Below are 19,700 nucleotides of genomic sequence, written 5' to 3'. Positions count from 1 at the left end.
TCCCGCCTTAGCAGAACCATTTGCCGATCGCTACCTGAGCGCCCGATCGCGCGGCGTGGTCAGTGGTGAGGGCTGGAAGTGGGAGAGCTAGTTGGGATCTCGGCCCTCCTGTTCGACAACTGCATCAAAGAGCTGGCGGGCTTGCCCTGCCCCGATGGCCTCGATGGCCACGGCTGCAATAGCGGCAAACAGCTCGGCAATTTCCTGGGGGTCGGTGATTTCCGCGTCGTCGTCCTCTGCGTCGGCGTTTATTAGAGTGAACATACGCGCCTCCAAAGTAGCCAATGGAGGGAGTGTGCTTCGATTCATGTTACAGAATAAATAATGCAAATTCGCTGATGAGGGCGCATAGGCCGGTTGCCAGCAAGGTCAGCCAGACTTACTCTTCGCCGGCATCGAGCTTGTCGAGATAGGCCTCGATATCGGCCAGGGTCGCGGTGAACGGCAGCGGGTCGTGCCCGTAGACCACGTTGAAGCTCTCGTCGTCGCGCAGCGCATGGCCGCCCTTGCCCATTTTGGCGGTGAGCTTTTCGGCCGTCAGAATGGTCAGCCCGTGCCGTCCGGCAACCCGCCGCAGCCGGCGCATGATCGATGCATCAAAGTCGCGTCTGCTCACGTGATCCTCGGCGTGTTGGTTCGCGCCGTCCTACTACTGCAGGCCCCGCCGGGGCAAGACGAGACTTGCCGGCAGGAGCGAGTCGGCTTGTCCCTGCCCTCAGGAGCGACCATCGCTCGCGCCGCAAGTTATCCGCTGCGCAGCCTCCGTATGAGCACGGATATCCACCGGCCTAGCGAGGTTTCCGTACGTATTGAGCGATTCTTGTTGCCCGTTAATCTTCCATTTACCCCATCCGGAGGCGCAGCGACGGCTGATCGAGGCGCATCATTTTGGGCAGTGGATCCACATTGTTGCGAGAAAGCATCCTCGTTGTTGTTCCTACGCTGAACGAAGCCCTGCACATCGCCGATGTGCTTGCCTCCCTCCTTGCTGACCCTCTCGCCGCGGCAATGACCATTGTGGTGGCCGATGGTGGCAGCACGGACGACACCGAGGCCATTGTTCGACAGATCGCTCAAGCCGCGCCGCAAGTACACCTGGTCCGCAATGCCCGGCGGCTGCAAAGTGCCGGCGTCAACCTCGCCGCTCGCCTCTTCGGGCACGACTGCCGCTTTCTAGTGCGCATCGATGCCCACGCCGCCTATCCGCGTGATTATGTGAGCCAGCTCGTTGCCATTCAACGGCAAACCCAGGCCAATTCGGTGGTGGTGAGCATGAAGGCGGTAGGGCAAGCGCCCCTGCAGATCGCCATCGCCGAAGCGCAGAACTCGATCTATGGCACTGGCGGCGCCGCGCATCGCAGCATCTCGGGCGGCAAATGGGTGGAGCATGGGCATCATGCCTTGTTCCTGCTGGACGATTTCCTCGCCGTTGGCGGCTACAACGAAATCTTGAGCCACAACGAAGACGCCGAACTCGATCTGCGCCTCACCACCACAGGGCGGCGCCTTTATCTCGCGCCACTCACCATCGAGTATTTCCCCCGCGATTCCCTTGATCGTCTTTGGCGGCAATACTTCAATTTCGGTCGTGGCCGGGCGCGTACGGCGCTGATGCATCGCCAGCCGCCCAATGCGCGGCGCTGGCTGGTCATTCTGCTGCTGCCCGCCCTTGGCCTGGCGCTATTCACATCGGCCACCCCGCTCGCGGCGCTGCCGCTGTTGGCCTGGGCTGGGGTGATTGTGGTTTTTGCCAGCCGCTGGTCCAGCCACCATGGCGTTTTCCATGGCATCACGGCGGCGCTCGCCGGCGCCATCATGCAACTGGCCTGGTCGGCGGGCTTCCATGCCCAATTGTTGCTGAGCCTGCCCGGCACCATGCTGCCCCGGCAGGGTGCTGCGCCACCAGCCGAGCCGCGCTGACCTTTGCGCCTTGCTATATGGGCCTGCGCGCAGCTAGACTCACCTCGGCTCCAGATGTCTTTGGCGATCCGCTCCCATGAAAGTTCCTTTCAGCATGTTCCAGACCCGCTCGCCCGAGCGCGACAAGGAGCAGGACCGTGCGCGCATCGAGCGGATGCGGCGCGCCGTTGCAGGCGAACTGCAAGCGGCGATCAATGAACGCGATGGCCTGACGCGGCGCCGCGAGCGCGACTACGCCGTCGCGGCGACTTCCTTGTCACAGCTGGGCGAGTTCGGTGAACGCTCCGCCGCCGACGAGCAGTCCATCTCCGAGCTCGAACGCAATGCCGAGCGCGCCAATACCCGCATCAAGAACCTCACCATCCAGATCGAATCGATCCGCAAACTGCTGGCCGGGATCAACGAGCTGGACAATTTGCCCAGCCAGTAAAATTCAAGTCGTTTCACTCGCGAGGCCAGCCTGCCCCGCCTACCTGACGCTGGAATAGCCGCCAACCACGCCCTTGGGTGAGTAAACCACCTGCCAGAGTTGAGTGTAGCGCGCCCTGAATGTGGCAGCGAAGCTCAACAGGTAATAGCGCCACATCCGATAGAAGCGGTCGCCATACTTGTCCTTGAGACTGGGCCAGGCTGCCTCGAAGTTTTCGTACCAGGCCAGCAGGGTCCGGTCGTAATCCGCCCCGAAATTGTGCCAGTCTTCCATGATGAAGAGGCCCTCGCTGGCTTCACTGATCTGTTTTTGCGACGGCAGCATGCCATTGGGAAAGATGTACTTTTCGCTCCATGGATCGCCATGCGACTGGGTGAGATTGCCGCCGATAGTGTGCAGCACGAACAGGCCATCATCGGTGAGCAACTGCCGCACCTTTTCCATATAGGGGCGATAGTTCTTGTAGCCCACATGCTCGAACATGCCGATCGAGATGATGCGGTCAAACTTTCCCTCGAGCGCCATATAGTCCATCAGCCGGGTTTCGACCGGCAAGCCCTCAGTGTGGCTATTGGCCCAACTCGCCTGCTCCTTGGAGATGGTTACCCCAACACCCTCAACACCGTAGCGCTCGGCGGCGAACTTCAAGAACCCGCCCCAGCCCGAGCCGATATCGAGAATGCGCATACCCGGCTCCAGCCCTGCCTTGCGGCAGATGAGGTCGAGCTTAGCTTCCTGCGCCTCAGCAAGAGTGGTGGCGTTCTTCCAGTAGCCGCAGGAATAGATCATGCGTGGATCGAGCATGGCAGAGTAAAGATCGTTGCCGATGTCATAATGCCGCTCCCCCACTTCTTGCACCTTCAGGCGCTGCAGGTTGAGGATGCGGCCCTTTACCATGCTCCACATCAGGGCAAAGTCGATCGGCAGCTTGGCTTTGACGTTGTTCACCAGCAGTCGGTAGATGAACTGATCGAGCGCCGCAGCGTCCCACCACCCCTCCATATAAGCCTCGCCCAGGCCGAGCGTGCCTTGCAGCATTACCCGGTCAAACAGCTTTTCGTCGTAAACGGTGACGTCGAAGGGTCGCTGCCCTCCCACCTGGATGTCGTGTTGCTGCAGAAGATCGGAGATGAAGGTTTTGTTCCGCATACCCATTTGGCCACATCGCGCACATGTTGGACAAAGCAAAAGGGCGCGCCATGCCGGGGGCAGAAGGCCCGAGGCCGTGCGTGCATCATGGGGATGCTATGCCGCTCTACGAGGCGGCGCAATGATATATCGCAAGATACCGATGGTTAAGATTCGGGCACACAAATCGGGCCATTGCTGCGGGATTTCCGCCTCTTCGGTGGCAATGGGAAGGTGTTTGGGATCCCGGCGGCGCCGCAGCGGGCAAGTTCGACGCCGACTTGATCTGTCGGGCGCAACATGCGGCAGCAGGGATGTGAAGGAGTGGTACCACCTCTCGGGATCGAACCGAGGACCTCTAGATCCACAATCTAGCGCTCTAACCAACTGAGCTAAGGCGGCAATGGGCCTGTCCGGGTACATCGCCAAGCGAGTCCCGAAAGCGCGCGATACATAGGTCGACTTGTCGCTGATGACAAGCGCTCTTTTGCAGCTTTCCCCTCTGCACCGCTCCTCTTAACCATGCCCAAGTTTGTTGGGGGGTCTCGGCCCCACGGCTATGGACCGGGTGCGAGGGGCGCTATATTGAAGAACACTTAACGAACAAGAATGAACTGTACCGAAATGGCACAGATGCAACGGGTAGCGGTTATCGATGGATGACGACTGGATCACATCGCCAGCTGGTGCCCGCGTGTTGCAACACGCCGAGGATCCCCGCCCGGCCTGGCTATGGTCCGCCGACGGGTTGCACTTGATCTGGCACAATCGGGCAGCAACGCTGTTTGGGGCCAAGCTCAAGAAAAGCGGCCTCAAGCGCGGCCCCACCCCAGTACCGATCAAGGGCCAGATAGCTCGTAATATCCGACTCGGCTCCACCGGTCGAAGCAGTCTTGCGCGGATCCAGTTCTTGGCTGGGGAAAAGCCGATCTCGGCGACCTGCGCCACAACGCCGCTGCTCGACGGCGCGGGCGCAGCGATGCTGCTGATCGTGGCAGTTGACGCCATCGACGCCGAGATCTTGTTGGCGACCGGTCCGGCACCCGCCCTGGCCCCTGCCGATTCGCTGGCCGCACCCTCGGCTATGGCCGTGACGAGTGAGCCGGCTGCTCCGCCGACGACGATAGAATCCGGGACCTCGCCAGATCCGGTCACCGAGTCGCTCGAGCTTTCAGTTGTGGCGCCCGAGCTGGAAGCTGCGCTGGTAGAGGCTCAAGAGCCCCAACTGCCCGCAGCTGAGTCGCAAGGGCCTGTCTTGCCACCGCGGCCATGGTTGCCGCTGCCGCCCCCCGGCGTGGTCCTGGAAACGGCGCCCTTCCGGCCTGTCGCATTGGTTGATGAAGACGAGGAAACGGTCGAACCAGATCCCCAGGTGGGTGAGCTTGCCCCGATTGCCGCGGCGATCGAGGCCAATGATGCGGCCTATCAGCGCGAGCTCGACAACTGGCGGGCGACCGAAAGCGATGCTGCCGCTCCGAGCGGCTATGAGGCCGAGGACGAGGACAGCGCCGCCGAGACCTCGGAAGCGGTTTCCGAGTTCGAGCACGAACCAGAGGTAACGCCATCAGACGCCGCCGAGCCGCCTGTCGAAGAAGCGCCAGGCGTGGGCACCCGGCTATCGGCGCTGGTCGACCGGTTGAGTGCGGACGCCGATTTGTTCTCGCCGCTCACCGATTCGGATGATCCGCTGCAAAGCGACCCGGTTGTCACCGGCGCTGCACCACAACTCTGGCTGGTGACAGGCACAGGCTTTGTCGCTGCCGCTTCTGCCCCTGCGGCCGAAGATCAGCAGGACACCCCCGCGACGATTGAGGTCGAAGCATCGGCGGCGCCGATGGAGCAACCAACAGCCGCCTTTATCGATGAGCCCGAGCCGAAAGTGGATGAGGACGAGGACAACGCGCAGGAGCAGTTGCTAGCGTCCACAGCCGAGGACGAGCTTGCCGAATTCGACGGCGATGACACTCCCGAGCCCCAATCCGATGCCGCGACTGAGGATGGCCCGGAAATCCTGCCGCCGGGCGCCCCCGATCCTGAGGCGGTGGAACGCGTTTCGCGCTACAACTTCGATGAGCTCTCGCGCATTCTGAACGACCGCATGGGTGAGACCTCGGGTCAGGCGCAGCGCGCTGTTGCCCAACCACCGAGCAGTTCGGGTGCACTGATCAATCTGGGTGGCGAAACGCTGGTGCTGAACCGGCTGCCGCTCGGCATCCTCGTGTTCCGTGATCAGCAAGTGCTGTTCGCCAACCGTGCCATCACCGAGATGGTCGGCTATGATTCGGTGGAGAACCTGCGCGCCGCCGGCCTGGCCTCGGTGTTCCCGGCGGCCGGACCGGAAGGTCACGAAGCGGGGCCGGTCAACCATCTGGTGCAGCGTGATGGCACGCTGGTGCCGGTGACCGCACGCTTGCAGTCCATTTCCTGGCAGGGTCGCCCGGCCCTCATGCTGTCGGCGAGCGCCACCGAAGTTCGCACCGGCCATGAAGCGGCGGTGCGCGCCTTCGCGGAAACCTTTGCCAGCTTGCGTGGGGACGGGTTCTTCGAAACCAATCGCGCGGGCGTGCTGAGCGTCGTGTCCCCACGCGCCGCCGCGCTGCTGGGCCAGGAAGGCGCGTCGCTGCAAGGGCGGCCGCTGACGAGCTTTGTCGCCCGCGCCGACACCCCGGATCTGCAGTCGTTCCTCGAGCGGCCAGCGCGCTTTGCCGAATCGGCCCGTCCCTGCCTGTCGCTGCGCGCCGCCTCCGCGGGTGCCGAATTGATGCTGTTTGCGCAGGGCCAGGCGGGCGTCGTCACCGGTTATTTCGGCTTTGTGCACCAGCGCGAAACCAGCCAGCCGCGCCTCGGAGCGCCAAGCGATATCGATCCAGCGTTGCTGGCTCGGATCAGCCGGGGGATTCGCCGCCCCCTCAACACGATCATCGGTTTTTCCGATCTGCTGCGTTCGGAGGCCTTTGGTCGGCTCGGCACCGAGCGCCACGAGACTTATGCGCAGGATATCGTCACTGCCGGCAACGAGATCGCCGCGCTGGTGGATGAACTCGATGATTTCACCCGCCTGCGCGATGGGCGCTACCTGCCCCAACGCGCCAGCATTGATCTGACCGGACTGCTCGAAAGCTGCGTGCTGCGCATCCGCCACCAGGCCGGCATCTCGCGGGTGATCGTGCGCAACGCGATTTCCGAATTCCTGCCCAAGGTCACGGCCGATCGGGCATCGCTGGCGCAAGCGGTGCTGAACCTGCTCGCCAGCGCTATTGATCAAACCCCGGCGGGTGGCGCCGTCATCATCTCCTCCAATAGGGAGGACGATGGCAGCATCGCCATCCATGTGCGCGATAGCTCCAACACAGCAGTCGACATGGCTGAACGTTTCGTGGTGTTCCGCGATGGCGTGGGCCGGGACGGCAAGGCCGTGGCGCCGGTGCGCTCGAGCGTCGGGCTCGCCCTCACCCGCTCGCTGCTGTCGGTCAACGCCTTCTCACTGGCCGTGGACCCAGCTGGCGAGCACGGGCTGCTGTTCACACTGCGCATTCCCCCCGACCTCGTCGATGCGCCCCTGGCCGAAGCCGGCGAGAAGTAAGCGGGCCGCGGCACCGCTCCGGCAGTGGATGATCAATGCCATGCACTGGGGTCACACCAGCAAATCTTCATCCTTTGCCTAGGTGCCATGCCGGGCGCAGTGCCTTATAGAAAAGAATGCAAGGCGGCCGAGCCGCAACGGGGAGCGAAAGCATGGGCAAGGGACTACAAATTCTGGGCATGGCGGCAATGCTTGGCATGAGCTGGTCGAGCCTTGCGCTTGCTGCCTCGACGCAAGTCCGGATCGGCGTCGCCCTAGAGCCACCAACCCTTGATCCTACGGCAGGGGCTGCCGAAGCCATCGACAACATCGGCTATCAGAACGTCTTTGAGGGCCTGACGCAGATCGACCAGACCGGCGCGGTGCAGCCCTCCCTCGCCAGCAGCTGGACGATCAGCGATGACGGGCTGACCTATACCTTCACCCTCCAGCCTGACGTCACCTTCCATGACGGCACCAGCTTTGATGCCGATGACGTCAAATACACCTTTGACCGGCTGCTGGCGCCAGAGAGCACCAATGCCCAGAAGGCACTGTTCTCCCCCATCGCCAGCGTTGTGGTCCAGGATCCCCAAACCATCACCTTTACCCTCAGCCGCCCCGACGGGATGTTCCTGTTCAATCTCGGGCGCGGGGATGCCATCATCGTTGCGCCCGAAAGCGCCGAGAATAATGCCACTGCCCCCATCGGCACCGGCCCCTTTAGCTTTGTGCAGTGGGACAAGGGCAGCCGCGTCGTGCTCGAGCAATATGGCCCCTATTGGGGTGAGCTGCCGGCGATAACCCGCGCAACTTTCGTGTTTATCAGCGACACCGCAACCATGACCAATGCGCTCCTTGCGGGCGACGTCGACGGAACCAACAATTTCGCCGCCGAAGCGCTGCCGATCTTTGAGGGCAATCCGCAGTTCAAGGTGCTGGTGGGCACGACCGAGGGCGAGGCCATCCTCTCCACCAACAATGCCAAGGCTCCCTTCAACGAGCTCAAAGTGCGCCAGGCCATGGCGCATGCCATTGACCGTGCCGCCATCATCGAAGGGGCGACCTATGGCTATGGCGTGGCGATCGGCAGCCATTTCGCCCCGCACAATCCCTATTATGTCGATCTGACCAATACCTATCCCTATGACCCCGAAAAGGCGCGCGCCCTCCTCGCCGAGGCGGGTTATCCCGATGGGTTCAGCGCCACGCTCAAGCTGCCCCCGGTGAACTATGCCAAGGTCAGCGGGCAGATCCTCGCCAGCCAGTTTGCCGAGGTCGGCATCAAGCTCGAACTCATCAACCTCGAATGGGCGCAGTGGCTCGAAGATGTGCTGACCAACAAGGACTTTGATCTCTCCATCATCGCCCATGTGGAGCCGTTCGACATTGGCATCTATGCCGATCCCAACTACTATTTCGGCTACGACAATCCCCAGTTCCAGGCGCTGATCGAGAAGCTCAATGCCACGACCGACGAGGCGGAACGCAAGGTCCTGGCCATCGAGGCACAAACCATTCTCGCCAATGATGCGGTCAATGGCTACTTGTTCGAGCTGGCCAAGACCGGGGTGTGGAACGCCAAGCTCGAAGGCATGTGGCCGAATTCGCCGATCGAGGGCGTGGTGCTCCGGGATATCCACTGGGTGGACTAAGTCGTCCGGGGCGGCCGCGGCATGATCGCTTTTCTGGTGCGCCGCCTTGCCGGCTTTGCGCTAACGCTGCTGCTGGCAGCGGCAGCGATCTTTTTCCTGCTCGACCTGCTGCCCGGTGATCCCGCGCGCTTCCTCCTTGGCATTACCGCCAGCCCCGAAGCGGTCGCCAATCTGCGCCTGCAGCTGGGCCTCGAAGCGCCACCGCTGGAGCGCTTCGGGCAGTGGCTCTGGGGGATGCTGCACGGCAATCTGGGGGTCTCCTATACGCAGCAGGCCCCCGTTGCGTCGCTGATCGCGGGGCGCCTTGCCGTCACCCTGCCGCTGACCATTGCAGCGATGATCATCTCGGTCGCCATCGGGCTGCCGCTCGGCATTCTTGCTGCCCGGCACCGGGGCAAGGCACTCGATTCGGCGCTGATGGTGCTGGCGCAGCTGGGCGTCGCCATTCCCAATTTCTGGTTCGGCATGTTGCTGACCCTCCTTTTCGCGGTGACCTTGCGCTGGCTCCCGCCTGGAGGCTTCACGCCCTGGAGCGAAAACCCGCTGGGCGCACTGCGCTCGCTGGTGCTGCCGAGCCTGGCGCTGGCTCTGCCGCAGGCCGCCATTCTGGCCCGGGTGATGCGCACCGCCCTGGTCGATATCCAGGAGCAGGATTTCATCCGCACCGCCCGCGCCAAGGGCATGACCATGGGGGAAGCGGTGTGGCGCCATGGCGTACGCAACGCCCTTTTGCCAGTGCTGACCATTCTCGGGCTGCAATTTGCCTTCCTCATCGCCGGGGCGATCATTGTCGAGAACGTCTTCTACCTGCCGGGCCTCGGCCGCCTGATCTTCACCGCCATTTCCGAGCGTGACCTCATCCTCGTGCGTGGCGCCGTCATGGTGCTGGTGGTGACGGTCAGCCTCAGCATGTTCCTCGTCGATCTGGCCTATGGTCTCGTCGATCCGCGCCTGCGCGAACGGGGTGTCGCCACATGATCGCGCGCGTCCTTGCCAATCGCAGCTTTCGCATCGGGGCTGCTGGCACGCTCCTCTTTGCCCTTGCCGCGCTCATCTCCATCTGGTGGACCCCCTACCCCATTGCCGAAATCGACATCGGCCGCCGATTTCTTGGGCCCTCGCCCGAGCATTGGCTGGGCACCGATCAGCTCGGCCGCGACATGGTTTCGCTGGTGATGGCGGGGACGCTGACCAGCTTTGTGGTTGCCGCCATGGCCGTATTGATCGGCGCCGGCATCGGCGTGCCCTTGGGCCTTGCCGCCGCCGCATGGGGTGGCGCGGTGGAGTGGCTGGTGCTGCGCCTCAGCGATGTGGTGTTTGCCTTCCCCGCCGTGATCACCGCCATTCTGATCACGGCCCTGTTCGGCCCTGGCGCCATCAACGCGACCATTGCCATTGGGGTGTTCAACATTCCGGTCTTTGCCCGCGTCGCGCGCGGCGGGGCGCTCAGCATTGCCACCCTCGATTTCATTGCTGCAGGGCGCCTCGCCGGGCTGGGGAATGCCACGCTGGCCTGGCGGCATCTGCTGCCCAACATTTTGAGCCTCCTCATCGTGCAGGCAACCATCCAGCTCTCGCTGGGGATCCTCGCGGAAGCCGGTCTTTCCTATGTCGGGCTCGGCACCCAGCCACCGGCCACCAGTCTCGGCCTGATGTTGCGCGAGGCTCAAAGCCTTTTCCTGATTCATCCCTGGCTGACCCTCGTGCCAGGCCTTTCGATCGTGGCGATCGTCATTTCCATCAATATCGCGGGCGACGGCCTGCGCGATGCGCTGGACCCGCGCCTGCGCCGACAGGGAGCCGCGCATGGCCTTGCTTGAGGTGCAGGGCCTGTCGATAGCGTTCGGCTCCACACAGGTGGTCGACGCCGTCAGCTTCGCGCTCGAGCGGGGGGAGCGTTTCGGCATTATTGGGGAAAGCGGCTCGGGCAAGACCCTGACGGCGCTCGCGCTTGCCGGTCTCCTGCCCCTGGGCGCTGCCGCCACCGGCTCCATCCGCCTTGAGGGCGCCCCGCTCCCCAGCGCCGAGCGGCCGATGGCGCGGTTGCGTGGCAAGCGCTTCGGCATGGTGTTTCAGGAGCCGATGACCGCCCTCAACCCACTGATGCGGATCGGGCGCCAGATCGGGGAAGCGGTCGACCTCAACGAGGCCAGCCGTGACGTAGCGACGGTCGTGCCGCAGTTGCTGGCTGAAGTTGGCCTCCTGCCCGAGCATGCTAGCCGCTACCCGCACCAGCTCTCGGGCGGGCAACGGCAACGCGCCATGATCGCCATGGCCCTGGCGAGCGAACCCGACCTGCTGATTGCCGATGAGCCCACTTCCGCGCTCGACCTGGTCACCCAACGGCGCGTGCTCGAACTCATCGCACAGATCTGCGAGCGAAGGCACATGGCGCTCCTCTTTATCAGCCATGACCTCAAGTCCGTGGCGGCGCTGTGTTCGCGGGTGATGGTGATGCATCGCGGCGTGGTGGTGGAACAGGGCACCAGCGCCGCGGTCTTCGGGCACCCGCAACAGGACTATACCCGCCGCCTCGTCGCAGCCTCCCGGCTTGATGTGGCGGCCCCGATGCGGCCGCCCTTGGGCGAAACACTGCTCGAGGTCGAGCGTGTCAGCCGCGAATACCGCCACAATGCCGTCTGGCCATGGGCGGCAAAGCCTGTCCGCGCTGTGCGTGAGGTTTCGTTCGCGCTGCGCCAGGGGGAATGCCTGGCGCTGGTCGGTCCATCCGGCTGCGGCAAGACCACCCTCGCCCGCATCATTGCCGGCCTTGATAGCGCCAGTTCCGGTGTCGTTCGGCTGGATGGGCGCCCGTATCGTGGGCGTGACCTGCCGCGGTCCCTTCGCCCCGATATCTCGCTGGTATTTCAGGATCCGTTCGGAAGTTTCGATCCCCACCTCACCATTGGGCAATCGGTCGGCGAACCATTGCGGCTGAGGCCCGAACTGAGGCTAGTGGGGCGCAGCGAGCGGCTGCAGGAAGCCGTCAGTGCCGTGGGCCTGTCGCCGGATATGCTCGAGCGCTACCCGCATGAGTTCTCGGGCGGGCAGCGGCAGCGCCTCGCCATTGCCCGCGCCCTCGTCACCCGCCCCAAGCTGCTGGTTCTCGATGAACCCGTGTCGGCGCTTGATGTGTCGGTGCGGGGGGAAGTGCTAAATCTCCTCGCCCGGCTGCAGGCCGAGTTCGGGCTGACCTATCTCCTGATCAGCCATGACCTCGATATGGTCCGCGCCATGGCGGACCGGGTGATGGTGATGGAGGCCGGCAAGATCGTCGAAGAAGGCGGGCCGCAGGCGATCTTCGAGCACCCTCGGCACCGCCTGACCCAGGAGTTGGTTGGCGCTCGCCTACCCGAACTGGGCCAAGACCCGCTGCTGGCCTAGAGCCCCAGCTTTTCGCGCAGCGAGTCGATACGCTTGGAGGCTTCGGCCTTGCTCAGATCCTCGGCGAAGGCATCGGGATCGCTGGCCTGCTCGCTCAGCGTTTTCAGATACGACGCCTGCGCGCCGGTCATCGGGTCGTCACCCGTGGTCCAATCGTCAGGGTCCTTCTGCAGATTGGAATTGGGTGCGTCGGCAACTTTGGGATTGGTGGTGGACATGTCGAACTCCGTTCCGGTGTTCGCTTAATGTTCCAGCTGGCAACTTGTTCCCGGCGCCGCAACCTAGGTCAAGGATGCGCTCGGTTTAGTGGCGCAGCGACGGCGTAGCGGCAAGAATCCTGCGCGCAATGGCGCGGAAGGCTTCGGCCTCCGGACCATTGGGATCAGCCACGACCGGCGGTGCCCCACGGTCGGAGGCTTCGCGGATCGACATCACCAGCGGCACTGCCCCTAGGAACGGCATCTCAAGCTCCGCCGCTGCCTGTTCCGCCCCGCCCGAGCCGAAGATGTCGTACCGATTGCCGGTATCGGGGGCGATGAAATAGCTCATATTCTCGACCAGCCCCAGCAACGGCACACTAAGCCGCCGCAGCATGTCGATGGCCTTGCGCGCGTCGATCAGCGCCAAATCCTGGGGCGTCGAAACGATCACCACGCCATCCACTTCCGCCTGCTGGAACAGCGAGATGTGGATGTCGCCCGTCCCGGGCGGCAAGTCGACCACGAGGATATCGAGCTCGCCCCAGTCCGTTTCGCGGAGCAATTGCCGCAAGGCCGAGGTCGCCATCGGCCCGCGCCAGACCACCGCCTGGCCCGGATTGAGCATGGAGCCGATCGACATGGCCTTGAGCCCGAAGGCATCATGGGGCGAGAAAATCCCGTCCTCGCGCACCGCCGGCTTGCCCTCGAGATGGAGCAGCTTGGGAATGGAGGGGCCATAAAGATCGGCGTCGAGGATGCCGACCCGCAGCCCGTCCGCCTGCAAGGCCAGCGCCAGGTTGACCGCTGTCGTGGATTTGCCGACCCCGCCCTTGCCCGAACCGACGGCGATGATGCGTTTGACGCCAGGCACAGCCTGTTTTGGTGCAGGACCGGGTCGTCCCTGTGCCGCGGCTTGCCCTGTGGCTGGCGCCTTGTCCGATGTCAGCGAAACCATGATCTTGCGCGTCGGCGCCACCGACTGCGCGGCGCGCTGGGCCGCCTCGCGCACTGGCCCGAAGGCCGCTTCCATGCCCGGTTGCACCGCAATGGCAAAAGCTACGGCGCTGGGCGTCACGATGATTTCCGAAAGGCCGGCATAACCCGCCAGCGTGTCCCCGCCGGGGATTTCTACGGCAGCGAGGGCGGATTTCACCGCGGCAGCAAGTTCGGTATCGGCCATGTCAGGCTTTCACGGATGAGGCAGGCGCCGCACCTGCCCTATGGCTGCGGCCGGCCCATGAGCCGACCGCGGCAATTGTCTCGAACAAGAAGCGGGCCCCGGATGATCCGGAGCCCAAGCGCAACTAGAGGATCGACTGGCCGGTGCCGGCCCAATCCTTAAGGAAGCTGTCGATGCCCGACTTGGTCAGCGGGTGATCGGCCAGCTTGCGGATCACGGCAGGCGGGATCGTCGCGACGTCAGCACCGATTAGCGCGACCTGGGTCACGTGATTGGGCGTACGGATCGAAGCGGCCAGGATCTGGGTGTCGAACTGGTAGTTGTCGTAGATCGTGCGGATATTCTCGATCAGCTCGACGCCATCGAGATTGAGGTCATCGAGGCGCCCGAGGAAGGGCGAGATATAGGTCGCGCCGGCCTTGGCTGCGAGCAGGGCCTGGTTGGCCGAAAAGCACAGGGTCACATTGGTCTTGATGCCCTTTTCCGCGAAGTGCTTGGTGGCCTTGAGGCCATTGAGCGTCAGCGGCAGCTTGACCACGATGTTCTGCGCGATCTTGGCAAGGTGCTCGCCTTCGGCAACCATGCCCTCATATTCGAGCGAAGCCACTTCAGCCGAAACCGGGCCGGGGGTGATCGCAGCGATTTCCTTGATCACTTCCTTGAAGTCGCGGCCGGACTTGGCAATCAGCGAGGGATTGGTGGTCACGCCGTCAACCAGGCCGGCTTCATGCAGTTCACGGATGTCATTGATGTCCGCGGTGTCGACGAAAAACTTCATCGTTTCCTCCTAGAGTCTGGGTTGCCGGCGCGTCAGGGTGACGGGCGCCGCTTTATTTCGTTCCCGCAAGCAGGGCGTCGGCCAGATCGCCAACGCGGTCCTCGGGGATGCCGGCGACATTGATGCGGCTGTCCCCTATCATATAGACACCGCGGGCCGCTTTTACATGCTCGACGGTCGCATTATCGAGCCCGAGCAGCGAAAACATGCCGCGGTGGCGGGCGATGAAATCGAAGTCTTCCGAATTGCTCTTCTGGCGGATGGCGTCGGCCAGCTTCTCGCGCAGCCGGATCATGCGAGCGCGCATTTCATTGAGCTCGGTTTCCCATTCCGCGCGCAGTTGCGCATCCTCGAGAATGGTGCGGATGATCTCGGCGCCATGATCGGGTGGCTGGGAATAAGCGCCACGGATGATGTTGAGCAGCTGGGAATTGGCGATATCGGCGTGTGCGGCATCACGGGCCACAAGGATCGCCGCGCCGATGCGCTCGCGGTAAAGGCCAAAGTTCTTGGAGCCCGAAAATGCGACGAGGGCCTCGGGCACTGCTGCCAGCACCTTGCGGGTGCCATAGGCGTCTTCAGCAAGGCCATCGCCAAAGCCGAGATAGGCGAGATCGATAAAGGGCAATGCGCCAGTGCGGGCAAGGCTCGCGGCCACGGCGTCCCACTGCTCGTTGGAAAGGTTGGCGCCGGTCGGATTGTGGCAGCAGCCATGCAGCAGCACGATATCCTGCGGCCCCAGCCCATCAAGCGTGGCCAGCATGGCATCGAACTTCACGCCGCGCGTCTGCGTATCGAAATAAGGGTACTTCTTGACCGTCAGCCCGGCATTTTCGGCAATGGGGTTGTGGTTGGGCCAGGTCGGGTCCGAGACCCACACCGTGGCACCAGGACGGGCCCGGTTGATCAGCTGCATCAAGACCCAAAGCGAGCCGGTGCCGCCGGGAGCCTGCGCGATTCGCACGCGCGAGCGTTCCACCGCATCACCCAACGCCAGGTCCAGCACCGCGGCGCCAAAGCCCTTGTTGCCGGCAATGCCGAGATAGGTCTTGGTGGTGCCTGCCTCCAGAATGCGCTCTTCGGCTTTGCGCACCGCCGACATGATCGGGGTGGTACCGGTTTCATCCTTGTAGACGCCGACGCCGAGGTCGATCTTGTCAGTGCGCGGATCGGCGGCATACTCGCCCATCAGCGCCAAAATCTTGTCGCCAGGGGCCTTGGAAAGGGTCTCGAACATTGCGGGGCTGGGTTCCGTTGGGAGGCGCGGCCTTTATAGAAGCCGGGATGGGATTTGCAACCGTCAGCGCTGGACGCCGAGACGGTCGAGTTCGGCGATGAGCGCGGGCACGATGGTGAAGAGATCGCCCACCAGCACCGCATCGGCCATTTTGCTCAAGGGCGCTTCGGGATCGCTGTTGATGGCGATGATGCGCTTGGCGCCCTGAATCCCAGCCAGGTGCTGCAAGGCCCCCGAAATGCCGACAGCAATATAAAGGTCCGGCGCGATGATCTTGCCAGTTTGACCCACCTGCCAGTCATTGGGTGCGTAGCCGGCATCGACGGCCGCGCGGGTCGCGCCCACGGCAGCGCCCAGCGTTTTGGCGAGCTGCTCGATCAGCTTGAAGCCTTCGGCCGAACCCACCGACACGCCGCCGCCCACCACGATCTGTGCCGTGGACAGATCCGGTGAGTCGCTTTCGGTCCGGTGCGCCGCAATGATCCGCGCCACCGAAGCCACCGGCGCGTGTGGCAGCGGCTCGATCGGGGCGGCGTCCCCGAGCCCGGTTGGACGGAATGCGGAAGCGCGCAGCGTCAAAAGGTTCTGCTTCTGGTCGGACACCACCGTTTGAAGCGCGTTGCCGGCATAGATGGGCCGCACAAAGCGGTTGGGCGCCTGGATGGAAACTACATCGGTGATCGGCATCAGGTCGAGCTTGGCCGCAAGGCGCGGCATCAGGTCCCGGCCAGCGGCCGCGGCGGCCGCAACGATATAGGTGTATTGCGGTGCCAGCCCGGTCAGCAGCGGGACGATGCTGTCGGGCAGGCCCGCAGCAAGATCGGTGCCCTGCCCCACCAGCACGCGATTGACGCCAAGGAGGCGCGCGCCATCCAGCGCCACCTGGTCAACCCCTTCGCCCAGGACCAGCAGGTCCACCGCACCCAGCTCGCTCACTGCCCCAACGAGACGCGCCGTAGCGGGTGAGAGCAGTCCAAGATCATGCTCGGCCAGAACCAGAACGGACATCACAGCGCCTCCAGATCGGCAACGTCATCGGCAATGAGCCGGGCGAGGTCGGCAACATTGCCCACGGTCTTGCCGGCCGCACGATCGGGCGGGGGCGACACGCTGTCAACGCGCAGGCGCGGCGTCAGGTCGACGCCAAATTCTTCCACAGGGCGCACCGCCAGCGGCTTGCTGCGCGCCTTCATCACCATGGGCAGCGCCGCATTGCGCGGCGTATTGAGGCGCAGATCGGCCGTCACCACTGCCGGCAGCGGCAGCGCCACGGTTTCGCGGCCCCAGTCTACTTCACGCGTCACTTCAAGTCCGTCGCCAGTCGGGTTGATGGCCGAAGCGAAAGTGGCCTGCGGCCAGTCCAGCAGGGCCGCCAGCATCTGCCCGACATGATTGCTGTCGTCATCCACCGCCTGCTTGCCCAGCAGCACGAGGTCGGGTTGCTCTTCGGCCACGACCTTGGCCAGCAATTTGGCGATGGCGAGGGTTTCGAGTTCGGCATCGGTCTGAATCAGCACGCCGCGATGCGCGCCCATGGCGAGGGCGGTCAGGATCACGTCGGTCGCGGGCTTGGAACCGATCGAGACCACAGCGATTTCGCTATCTCCCACCTTCTCCGCCAGTTGCACCGCCGCTTCCACCGCGTGCTTGCAAAAGGGGTTCATCGACATGCGCACGCCAGCGGTTTCCACGCCCGATCCATCGGGGCGGACTCGGATACGGACATTGTGATCAACAACACGCTTTACGGCGACAAGGATCTTCATGGCGGCAGGAGGCTCCGGAACACGGGGCATGGTTTGGCAAATCTAGGCGAACGGAACAAGGCGGCGGGCGTAAATAACGGCCCAAGCTGGCGCACGATGTTGAAAAACGCTGCCGTTTGCCGGCACGGACCGACGCCGCGAGGTTGACGCGGAGAGTTATGGCAGCGACACTGACCCAGAACAATTTTCTGGTTTTTCATGCCCGTAATCAATCGCATTGCCGAGTTTCACGACGAGATCGCTGGCTGGCGCCAGGACCTGCATCGCAATCCCGAGATCCTGTTCGAGGTGCATCGCACGGCGGGCAAGGTCGAGGAACTCCTGCGCGCTTTTGGATGCGACGAGGTCGTGACCGGGCTGGGGCGGACCGGCGTTGTCGGCATCATCAATGGCAAGAGCAATACCAGCGGGCGCACCCTGGGCCTGCGCGCGGATATGGATGCCCTGCCGATCGCCGAACGCACGGGCAAGCCTTACGCCAGTGCGGTGCCGGGCAGCATGCATGCCTGCGGCCATGATGGTCACACAGCCATGCTGCTGGGCGCAGCCAAGTATCTCGCCGAAACCCGCAACTTCGATGGGCGAGTCGCCCTCATCTTCCAGCCGGCCGAAGAAGGCGGCGCCGGCGGGCGCGAAATGGTCGAGGACGGCGTTCTCGAGCGCTTCGGCATCAACGAAGTTTACGGCATGCACAACTGGCCGGGCATCCCGGCTGGCCATTTCGGCATTCGCGTAGGCGGCATCATGGCGGCGACGGATCGGTTCGTGATCGATATCGAGGGCCGGGGCGGCCATGCCGCGCGCCCGCAATCCACGGTCGATCCCGTGATCATCGCCGCCCAACTCATCACCGCGTTGCAGACCGTAGTGTCGCGCAATGTGGACCCGCTCGGTAGTGCTGTGTTGTCGGTCACGGTGCTGGAAGCCGGTGACGCCGACAATGTCATCCCGCGTACCGCACGCCTTAAGGGCACCGTGCGCACGCTCGATGCCGGGGTGCAGGACTTCATCGAAGCCCGTCTGCAGCAGTTCGTGCCCCAATTTGCCGCAAGCTTTGGCGGGTCGGCCGAGGTCAACTATATGCGCGGCTATCCGGTAACGGTGAACAGCCCCGCCGAAACCGCCTTCGCCGCCGGCATTGCCGAGGAGGTTTCCGGCGCCGAGCGCGTCGACAAGGACGTGCCCCCCTCCATGGGCGGGGAAGACTTCTCATTCATGCTCGAGCAGCGGCCCGGCGCCTATATCTTTCTTGGCAATGGCGACAGTTCCGAGTTGCACACGGACACGTACGATTTCAACGATGCCATCATTCCGGTGGGGACAAGTTATTGGGTAAAGCTGGCGGAACGAGCCCTGCCGATCCGCTAGAGCTCTGGTGGCGGCCCCGCATCCTGGGGCTGACCCTCCTGACCCTTACCCTGTCCGCCTTAGGCGGCTTGGGGGCGACCGCGCTGGGCCTGCCCGGCGGCTGGATCATGGGCGGCTCATTGGCGGTGACTGTCGCGGCGATGATCGGCCTGCCCGTGCGCATGCCCGTCCGCTTGCGCGACATCGCCTTTGTGCTGATCGGCATGTCGATGGGCACAACCGTGGCCAGCGAAAGCCTGTCGCTGCTCGCCAGCTGGCCGATCAGCCTTATGGGCCTCGTGCTCGAAATGGTGCTGATCATCGCGCTCACCGGCTGGATGCTGGTGCGCGTGTTCAAACTCGATCCGGGCACGGCTTATCTCGGTTCCATTCCCGGGCATCTGTCCTTCATCATGGGGATCGCTTCGGCCGGCGTCGGCGACGCCCGCCAGATCGTCATCATCCAGGTCATCCGGCTGCTGATGCTGACGATCTGTGTGCCGATCGGCGCCATGTTCCTGCCGGTGGAGCATTTTGGCAGCGCTGCCCCGACAACAACCCTGAGCTGGGGCGAGCTGCTGGCCCTCGCCGCCGCTTGCGTGGCGTTGGGGCTCGTCTTCATGCGCCTCGGCGTTCCCGCAGCCATGGTCATGGGGCCGATGGCCCTGGCGACTGCGGCCAAGCTTGGCGGGCTTTATAGCGGCGCCATGCCTGAGCCGCTGGTGATCATCGCTTTTGTGCTGACAGGGGCGCTGATCGGTTCGCGCTTTGCGGGCATCACCCGGCAAGAGTTCATGCAGGCCGCCCTTGGCGGGCTGATCGCCACGGCGATGACCGTCGGCATCGTCACCGTCGTCTCTTTCGGAGTGAGCCGGCTGGTGGACATGCCCTTCGGGCAGATCTGGATCGGCCTGTCGCCGGGCGCGCTCGAAGGTATGGGGGCTCTGGGTGTGGCGCTCAGCTTCGACGCCGCCTTTATCGCGGCCCACCACATGATCCGCCTGCTGCTGCTGAGCTTTGTCATCCCGCTGCTCGTCGTGCTGATCCGACGGCGCCAGGGGCTCAGCGAGGGAGCGGCGACAGCAGCAACGCTGCCGCCGGCTCAGGGCTAGA

Annotated in this window: 18 protein-coding genes and 1 tRNA gene; 9 read left to right on the top strand and 10 right to left on the bottom strand. The window is 63.8% G+C overall.

All coding sequences use genetic code 11. The features are described 5' to 3' along the window. Positions 1 to 87: 87 nt before the first annotated feature. Together HRU92_RS03945 and HRU92_RS03940 are read right to left on the bottom strand one after the other, a co-directional pair. Positions 88 to 264 carry a hypothetical protein gene (locus HRU92_RS03945; protein WP_164854783.1) on the bottom strand — a complete coding sequence of 59 codons (177 nt, stop codon included), beginning with the start codon at positions 262 to 264 and terminating at the stop codon, positions 88 to 90. A gap of 115 nt (positions 265 to 379) precedes the next feature. Beyond that, positions 380 to 616 carry a hypothetical protein gene (locus HRU92_RS03940; protein ID WP_127752810.1) on the bottom strand — a complete coding sequence of 79 codons (237 nt, stop codon included), beginning with the start codon at positions 614 to 616 and terminating at the stop codon, positions 380 to 382. 290 nt (positions 617 to 906) lie between these two features. Here HRU92_RS03940 and HRU92_RS03935 point away from each other — a divergent pair, with 290 nt between their 5' ends. Further along, a complete protein-coding gene (locus tag HRU92_RS03935; protein ID WP_172123087.1) occupies positions 907 to 1,920 on the top strand; it encodes a glycosyltransferase family 2 protein in 1,014 nt (337 codons plus the stop codon). Positions 1,921 to 1,996: 76 nt separating this feature from the next. Further along, entirely contained in the window at positions 1,997 to 2,350 is a 354-nt protein-coding gene (locus HRU92_RS03930; protein ID WP_127752808.1) for a hypothetical protein, read from the top strand. A 39-nt stretch (positions 2,351 to 2,389) separates the two neighbouring features. On the opposite strand, the gene cfa is transcribed toward HRU92_RS03930, so the two are convergent. Both cfa and HRU92_RS03920 read right to left on the bottom strand, forming a co-directional pair. Beyond that, positions 2,390 to 3,505: a cyclopropane fatty acyl phospholipid synthase gene (gene cfa / locus HRU92_RS03925; protein ID WP_172123086.1), complete on the bottom strand. Its 1,116-nt coding sequence runs from the start codon at positions 3,503 to 3,505 to the stop codon at positions 2,390 to 2,392. 298 nt (positions 3,506 to 3,803) lie between these two features. After that, positions 3,804 to 3,880 (bottom strand) — tRNA-His (locus HRU92_RS03920). A 253-nt stretch (positions 3,881 to 4,133) separates the two neighbouring features. Between HRU92_RS03920 and HRU92_RS03915 the strand changes: the two genes are divergently transcribed. The 5 genes from HRU92_RS03915 to HRU92_RS03895 all read left to right on the top strand — a co-directional run bounded on the left by HRU92_RS03915 (position 4,134) and on the right by HRU92_RS03895 (position 12,079). Then, positions 4,134 to 7,061, top strand: coding sequence for a histidine kinase dimerization/phospho-acceptor domain-containing protein (locus HRU92_RS03915; protein WP_172123085.1), 2,928 nt, complete (start codon positions 4,134 to 4,136; stop codon positions 7,059 to 7,061). A gap of 152 nt (positions 7,062 to 7,213) precedes the next feature. After that, positions 7,214 to 8,695 carry an ABC transporter substrate-binding protein gene (locus HRU92_RS03910; RefSeq protein ID WP_172123084.1) on the top strand — a complete coding sequence of 494 codons (1,482 nt, stop codon included), beginning with the start codon at positions 7,214 to 7,216 and terminating at the stop codon, positions 8,693 to 8,695. 21 nt (positions 8,696 to 8,716) lie between these two features. Next, entirely contained in the window at positions 8,717 to 9,673 is a 957-nt protein-coding gene (locus HRU92_RS03905; protein WP_172123083.1) for an ABC transporter permease, read from the top strand. Continuing rightward, positions 9,670 to 10,515: an ABC transporter permease gene (locus HRU92_RS03900; protein ID WP_172123082.1), complete on the top strand. Its 846-nt coding sequence runs from the start codon at positions 9,670 to 9,672 to the stop codon at positions 10,513 to 10,515. The genes HRU92_RS03905 and HRU92_RS03900 overlap by 4 nt, the downstream gene beginning before the upstream one ends. Continuing rightward, positions 10,502 to 12,079 carry an ABC transporter ATP-binding protein gene (locus HRU92_RS03895; RefSeq protein ID WP_172123081.1) on the top strand — a complete coding sequence of 526 codons (1,578 nt, stop codon included), beginning with the start codon at positions 10,502 to 10,504 and terminating at the stop codon, positions 12,077 to 12,079. Before HRU92_RS03900 ends, HRU92_RS03895 begins: the two co-directional genes overlap by 14 nt. Here HRU92_RS03895 and HRU92_RS03890 read toward each other — a convergent pair. From HRU92_RS03890 to HRU92_RS03865, 6 genes are all read right to left on the bottom strand, one after another. Continuing rightward, complete coding sequence (locus tag HRU92_RS03890; RefSeq protein ID WP_172123080.1) at positions 12,076 to 12,297, bottom strand: DUF3072 domain-containing protein; 222 nt, start codon at positions 12,295 to 12,297, stop codon at positions 12,076 to 12,078. The two genes, HRU92_RS03895 and HRU92_RS03890, sit on opposite strands and share 4 nt — an antisense overlap. 85 nt (positions 12,298 to 12,382) lie before the next feature. Next, entirely contained in the window at positions 12,383 to 13,459 is a 1,077-nt protein-coding gene (locus tag HRU92_RS03885) for an Mrp/NBP35 family ATP-binding protein (RefSeq protein ID WP_172123079.1), read from the bottom strand. 124 nt (positions 13,460 to 13,583) lie between these two features. Beyond that, positions 13,584 to 14,237 (bottom strand): fructose-6-phosphate aldolase, encoded by a 654-nt coding sequence (gene fsa / locus HRU92_RS03880; protein ID WP_127752799.1) that lies wholly within the window; start codon positions 14,235 to 14,237, stop codon positions 13,584 to 13,586. 52 nt (positions 14,238 to 14,289) lie between these two features. Beyond that, positions 14,290 to 15,474, bottom strand: coding sequence for an amino acid aminotransferase (locus HRU92_RS03875; protein ID WP_173087605.1), 1,185 nt, complete (start codon positions 15,472 to 15,474; stop codon positions 14,290 to 14,292). A gap of 63 nt (positions 15,475 to 15,537) precedes the next feature. Beyond that, on the bottom strand, positions 15,538 to 16,482 hold the full coding sequence (locus tag HRU92_RS03870) for an electron transfer flavoprotein subunit alpha/FixB family protein (protein ID WP_172123077.1): 945 nt from the start codon (positions 16,480 to 16,482) through the stop codon (positions 15,538 to 15,540). Next, positions 16,482 to 17,240, bottom strand: a complete 759-nt coding sequence (locus tag HRU92_RS03865) for an electron transfer flavoprotein subunit beta/FixA family protein (protein ID WP_172123076.1) — start codon at positions 17,238 to 17,240, stop codon at positions 16,482 to 16,484. The genes HRU92_RS03870 and HRU92_RS03865 overlap by 1 nt, the downstream gene beginning before the upstream one ends. A 198-nt stretch (positions 17,241 to 17,438) precedes the next feature. Here HRU92_RS03865 and HRU92_RS03860 point away from each other — a divergent pair, with 198 nt between their 5' ends. Next, on the top strand, positions 17,439 to 18,608 hold the full coding sequence (locus HRU92_RS03860; RefSeq protein ID WP_127752795.1) for a M20 aminoacylase family protein: 1,170 nt from the start codon (positions 17,439 to 17,441) through the stop codon (positions 18,606 to 18,608). After that, positions 18,569 to 19,699: an AbrB family transcriptional regulator gene (locus HRU92_RS03855; RefSeq protein ID WP_173087603.1), complete on the top strand. Its 1,131-nt coding sequence runs from the start codon at positions 18,569 to 18,571 to the stop codon at positions 19,697 to 19,699. The genes HRU92_RS03860 and HRU92_RS03855 overlap by 40 nt, the downstream gene beginning before the upstream one ends. Position 19,700 lies beyond the last annotated feature (1 nt).

Origin of the sequence: Devosia sp. 1635 (genome assembly GCF_013185955.1) — a bacterium.
Lineage (GTDB): Bacteria > Pseudomonadota > Alphaproteobacteria > Rhizobiales > Devosiaceae > Devosia.
The sequence above is the reverse complement of the archived record's forward strand: the minus strand, read 5'-3'. Positions and strand labels throughout refer to the sequence as shown.

Coding starts and splice junctions, on each gene's coding strand:
- HRU92_RS03915 (WP_172123085.1), top strand. CDS start 4,134: ATGGATGACGACTGGATCACATCGCCAGCTGGTGCCCGCGTGTTGCAA.
- cfa (WP_172123086.1), bottom strand. CDS start 3,505: ATGGGTATGCGGAACAAAACCTTCATCTCCGATCTTCTGCAGCAACAC.
- HRU92_RS03905 (WP_172123083.1), top strand. CDS start 8,717: ATGATCGCTTTTCTGGTGCGCCGCCTTGCCGGCTTTGCGCTAACGCTG.
- HRU92_RS03910 (WP_172123084.1), top strand. CDS start 7,214: ATGGGCAAGGGACTACAAATTCTGGGCATGGCGGCAATGCTTGGCATG.
- HRU92_RS03895 (WP_172123081.1), top strand. CDS start 10,502: ATGGCCTTGCTTGAGGTGCAGGGCCTGTCGATAGCGTTCGGCTCCACA.
- HRU92_RS03875 (WP_173087605.1), bottom strand. CDS start 15,474: ATGTTCGAGACCCTTTCCAAGGCCCCTGGCGACAAGATTTTGGCGCTG.
- HRU92_RS03945 (WP_164854783.1), bottom strand. CDS start 264: ATGTTCACTCTAATAAACGCCGACGCAGAGGACGACGACGCGGAAATC.
- HRU92_RS03865 (WP_172123076.1), bottom strand. CDS start 17,240: ATGAAGATCCTTGTCGCCGTAAAGCGTGTTGTTGATCACAATGTCCGT.
- fsa (WP_127752799.1), bottom strand. CDS start 14,237: ATGAAGTTTTTCGTCGACACCGCGGACATCAATGACATCCGTGAACTG.
- HRU92_RS03885 (WP_172123079.1), bottom strand. CDS start 13,459: ATGGCCGATACCGAACTTGCTGCCGCGGTGAAATCCGCCCTCGCTGCC.
- HRU92_RS03900 (WP_172123082.1), top strand. CDS start 9,670: ATGATCGCGCGCGTCCTTGCCAATCGCAGCTTTCGCATCGGGGCTGCT.
- HRU92_RS03860 (WP_127752795.1), top strand. CDS start 17,439: ATGCCCGTAATCAATCGCATTGCCGAGTTTCACGACGAGATCGCTGGC.
- HRU92_RS03870 (WP_172123077.1), bottom strand. CDS start 16,482: ATGTCCGTTCTGGTTCTGGCCGAGCATGATCTTGGACTGCTCTCACCC.
- HRU92_RS03890 (WP_172123080.1), bottom strand. CDS start 12,297: ATGTCCACCACCAATCCCAAAGTTGCCGACGCACCCAATTCCAATCTG.
- HRU92_RS03930 (WP_127752808.1), top strand. CDS start 1,997: ATGAAAGTTCCTTTCAGCATGTTCCAGACCCGCTCGCCCGAGCGCGAC.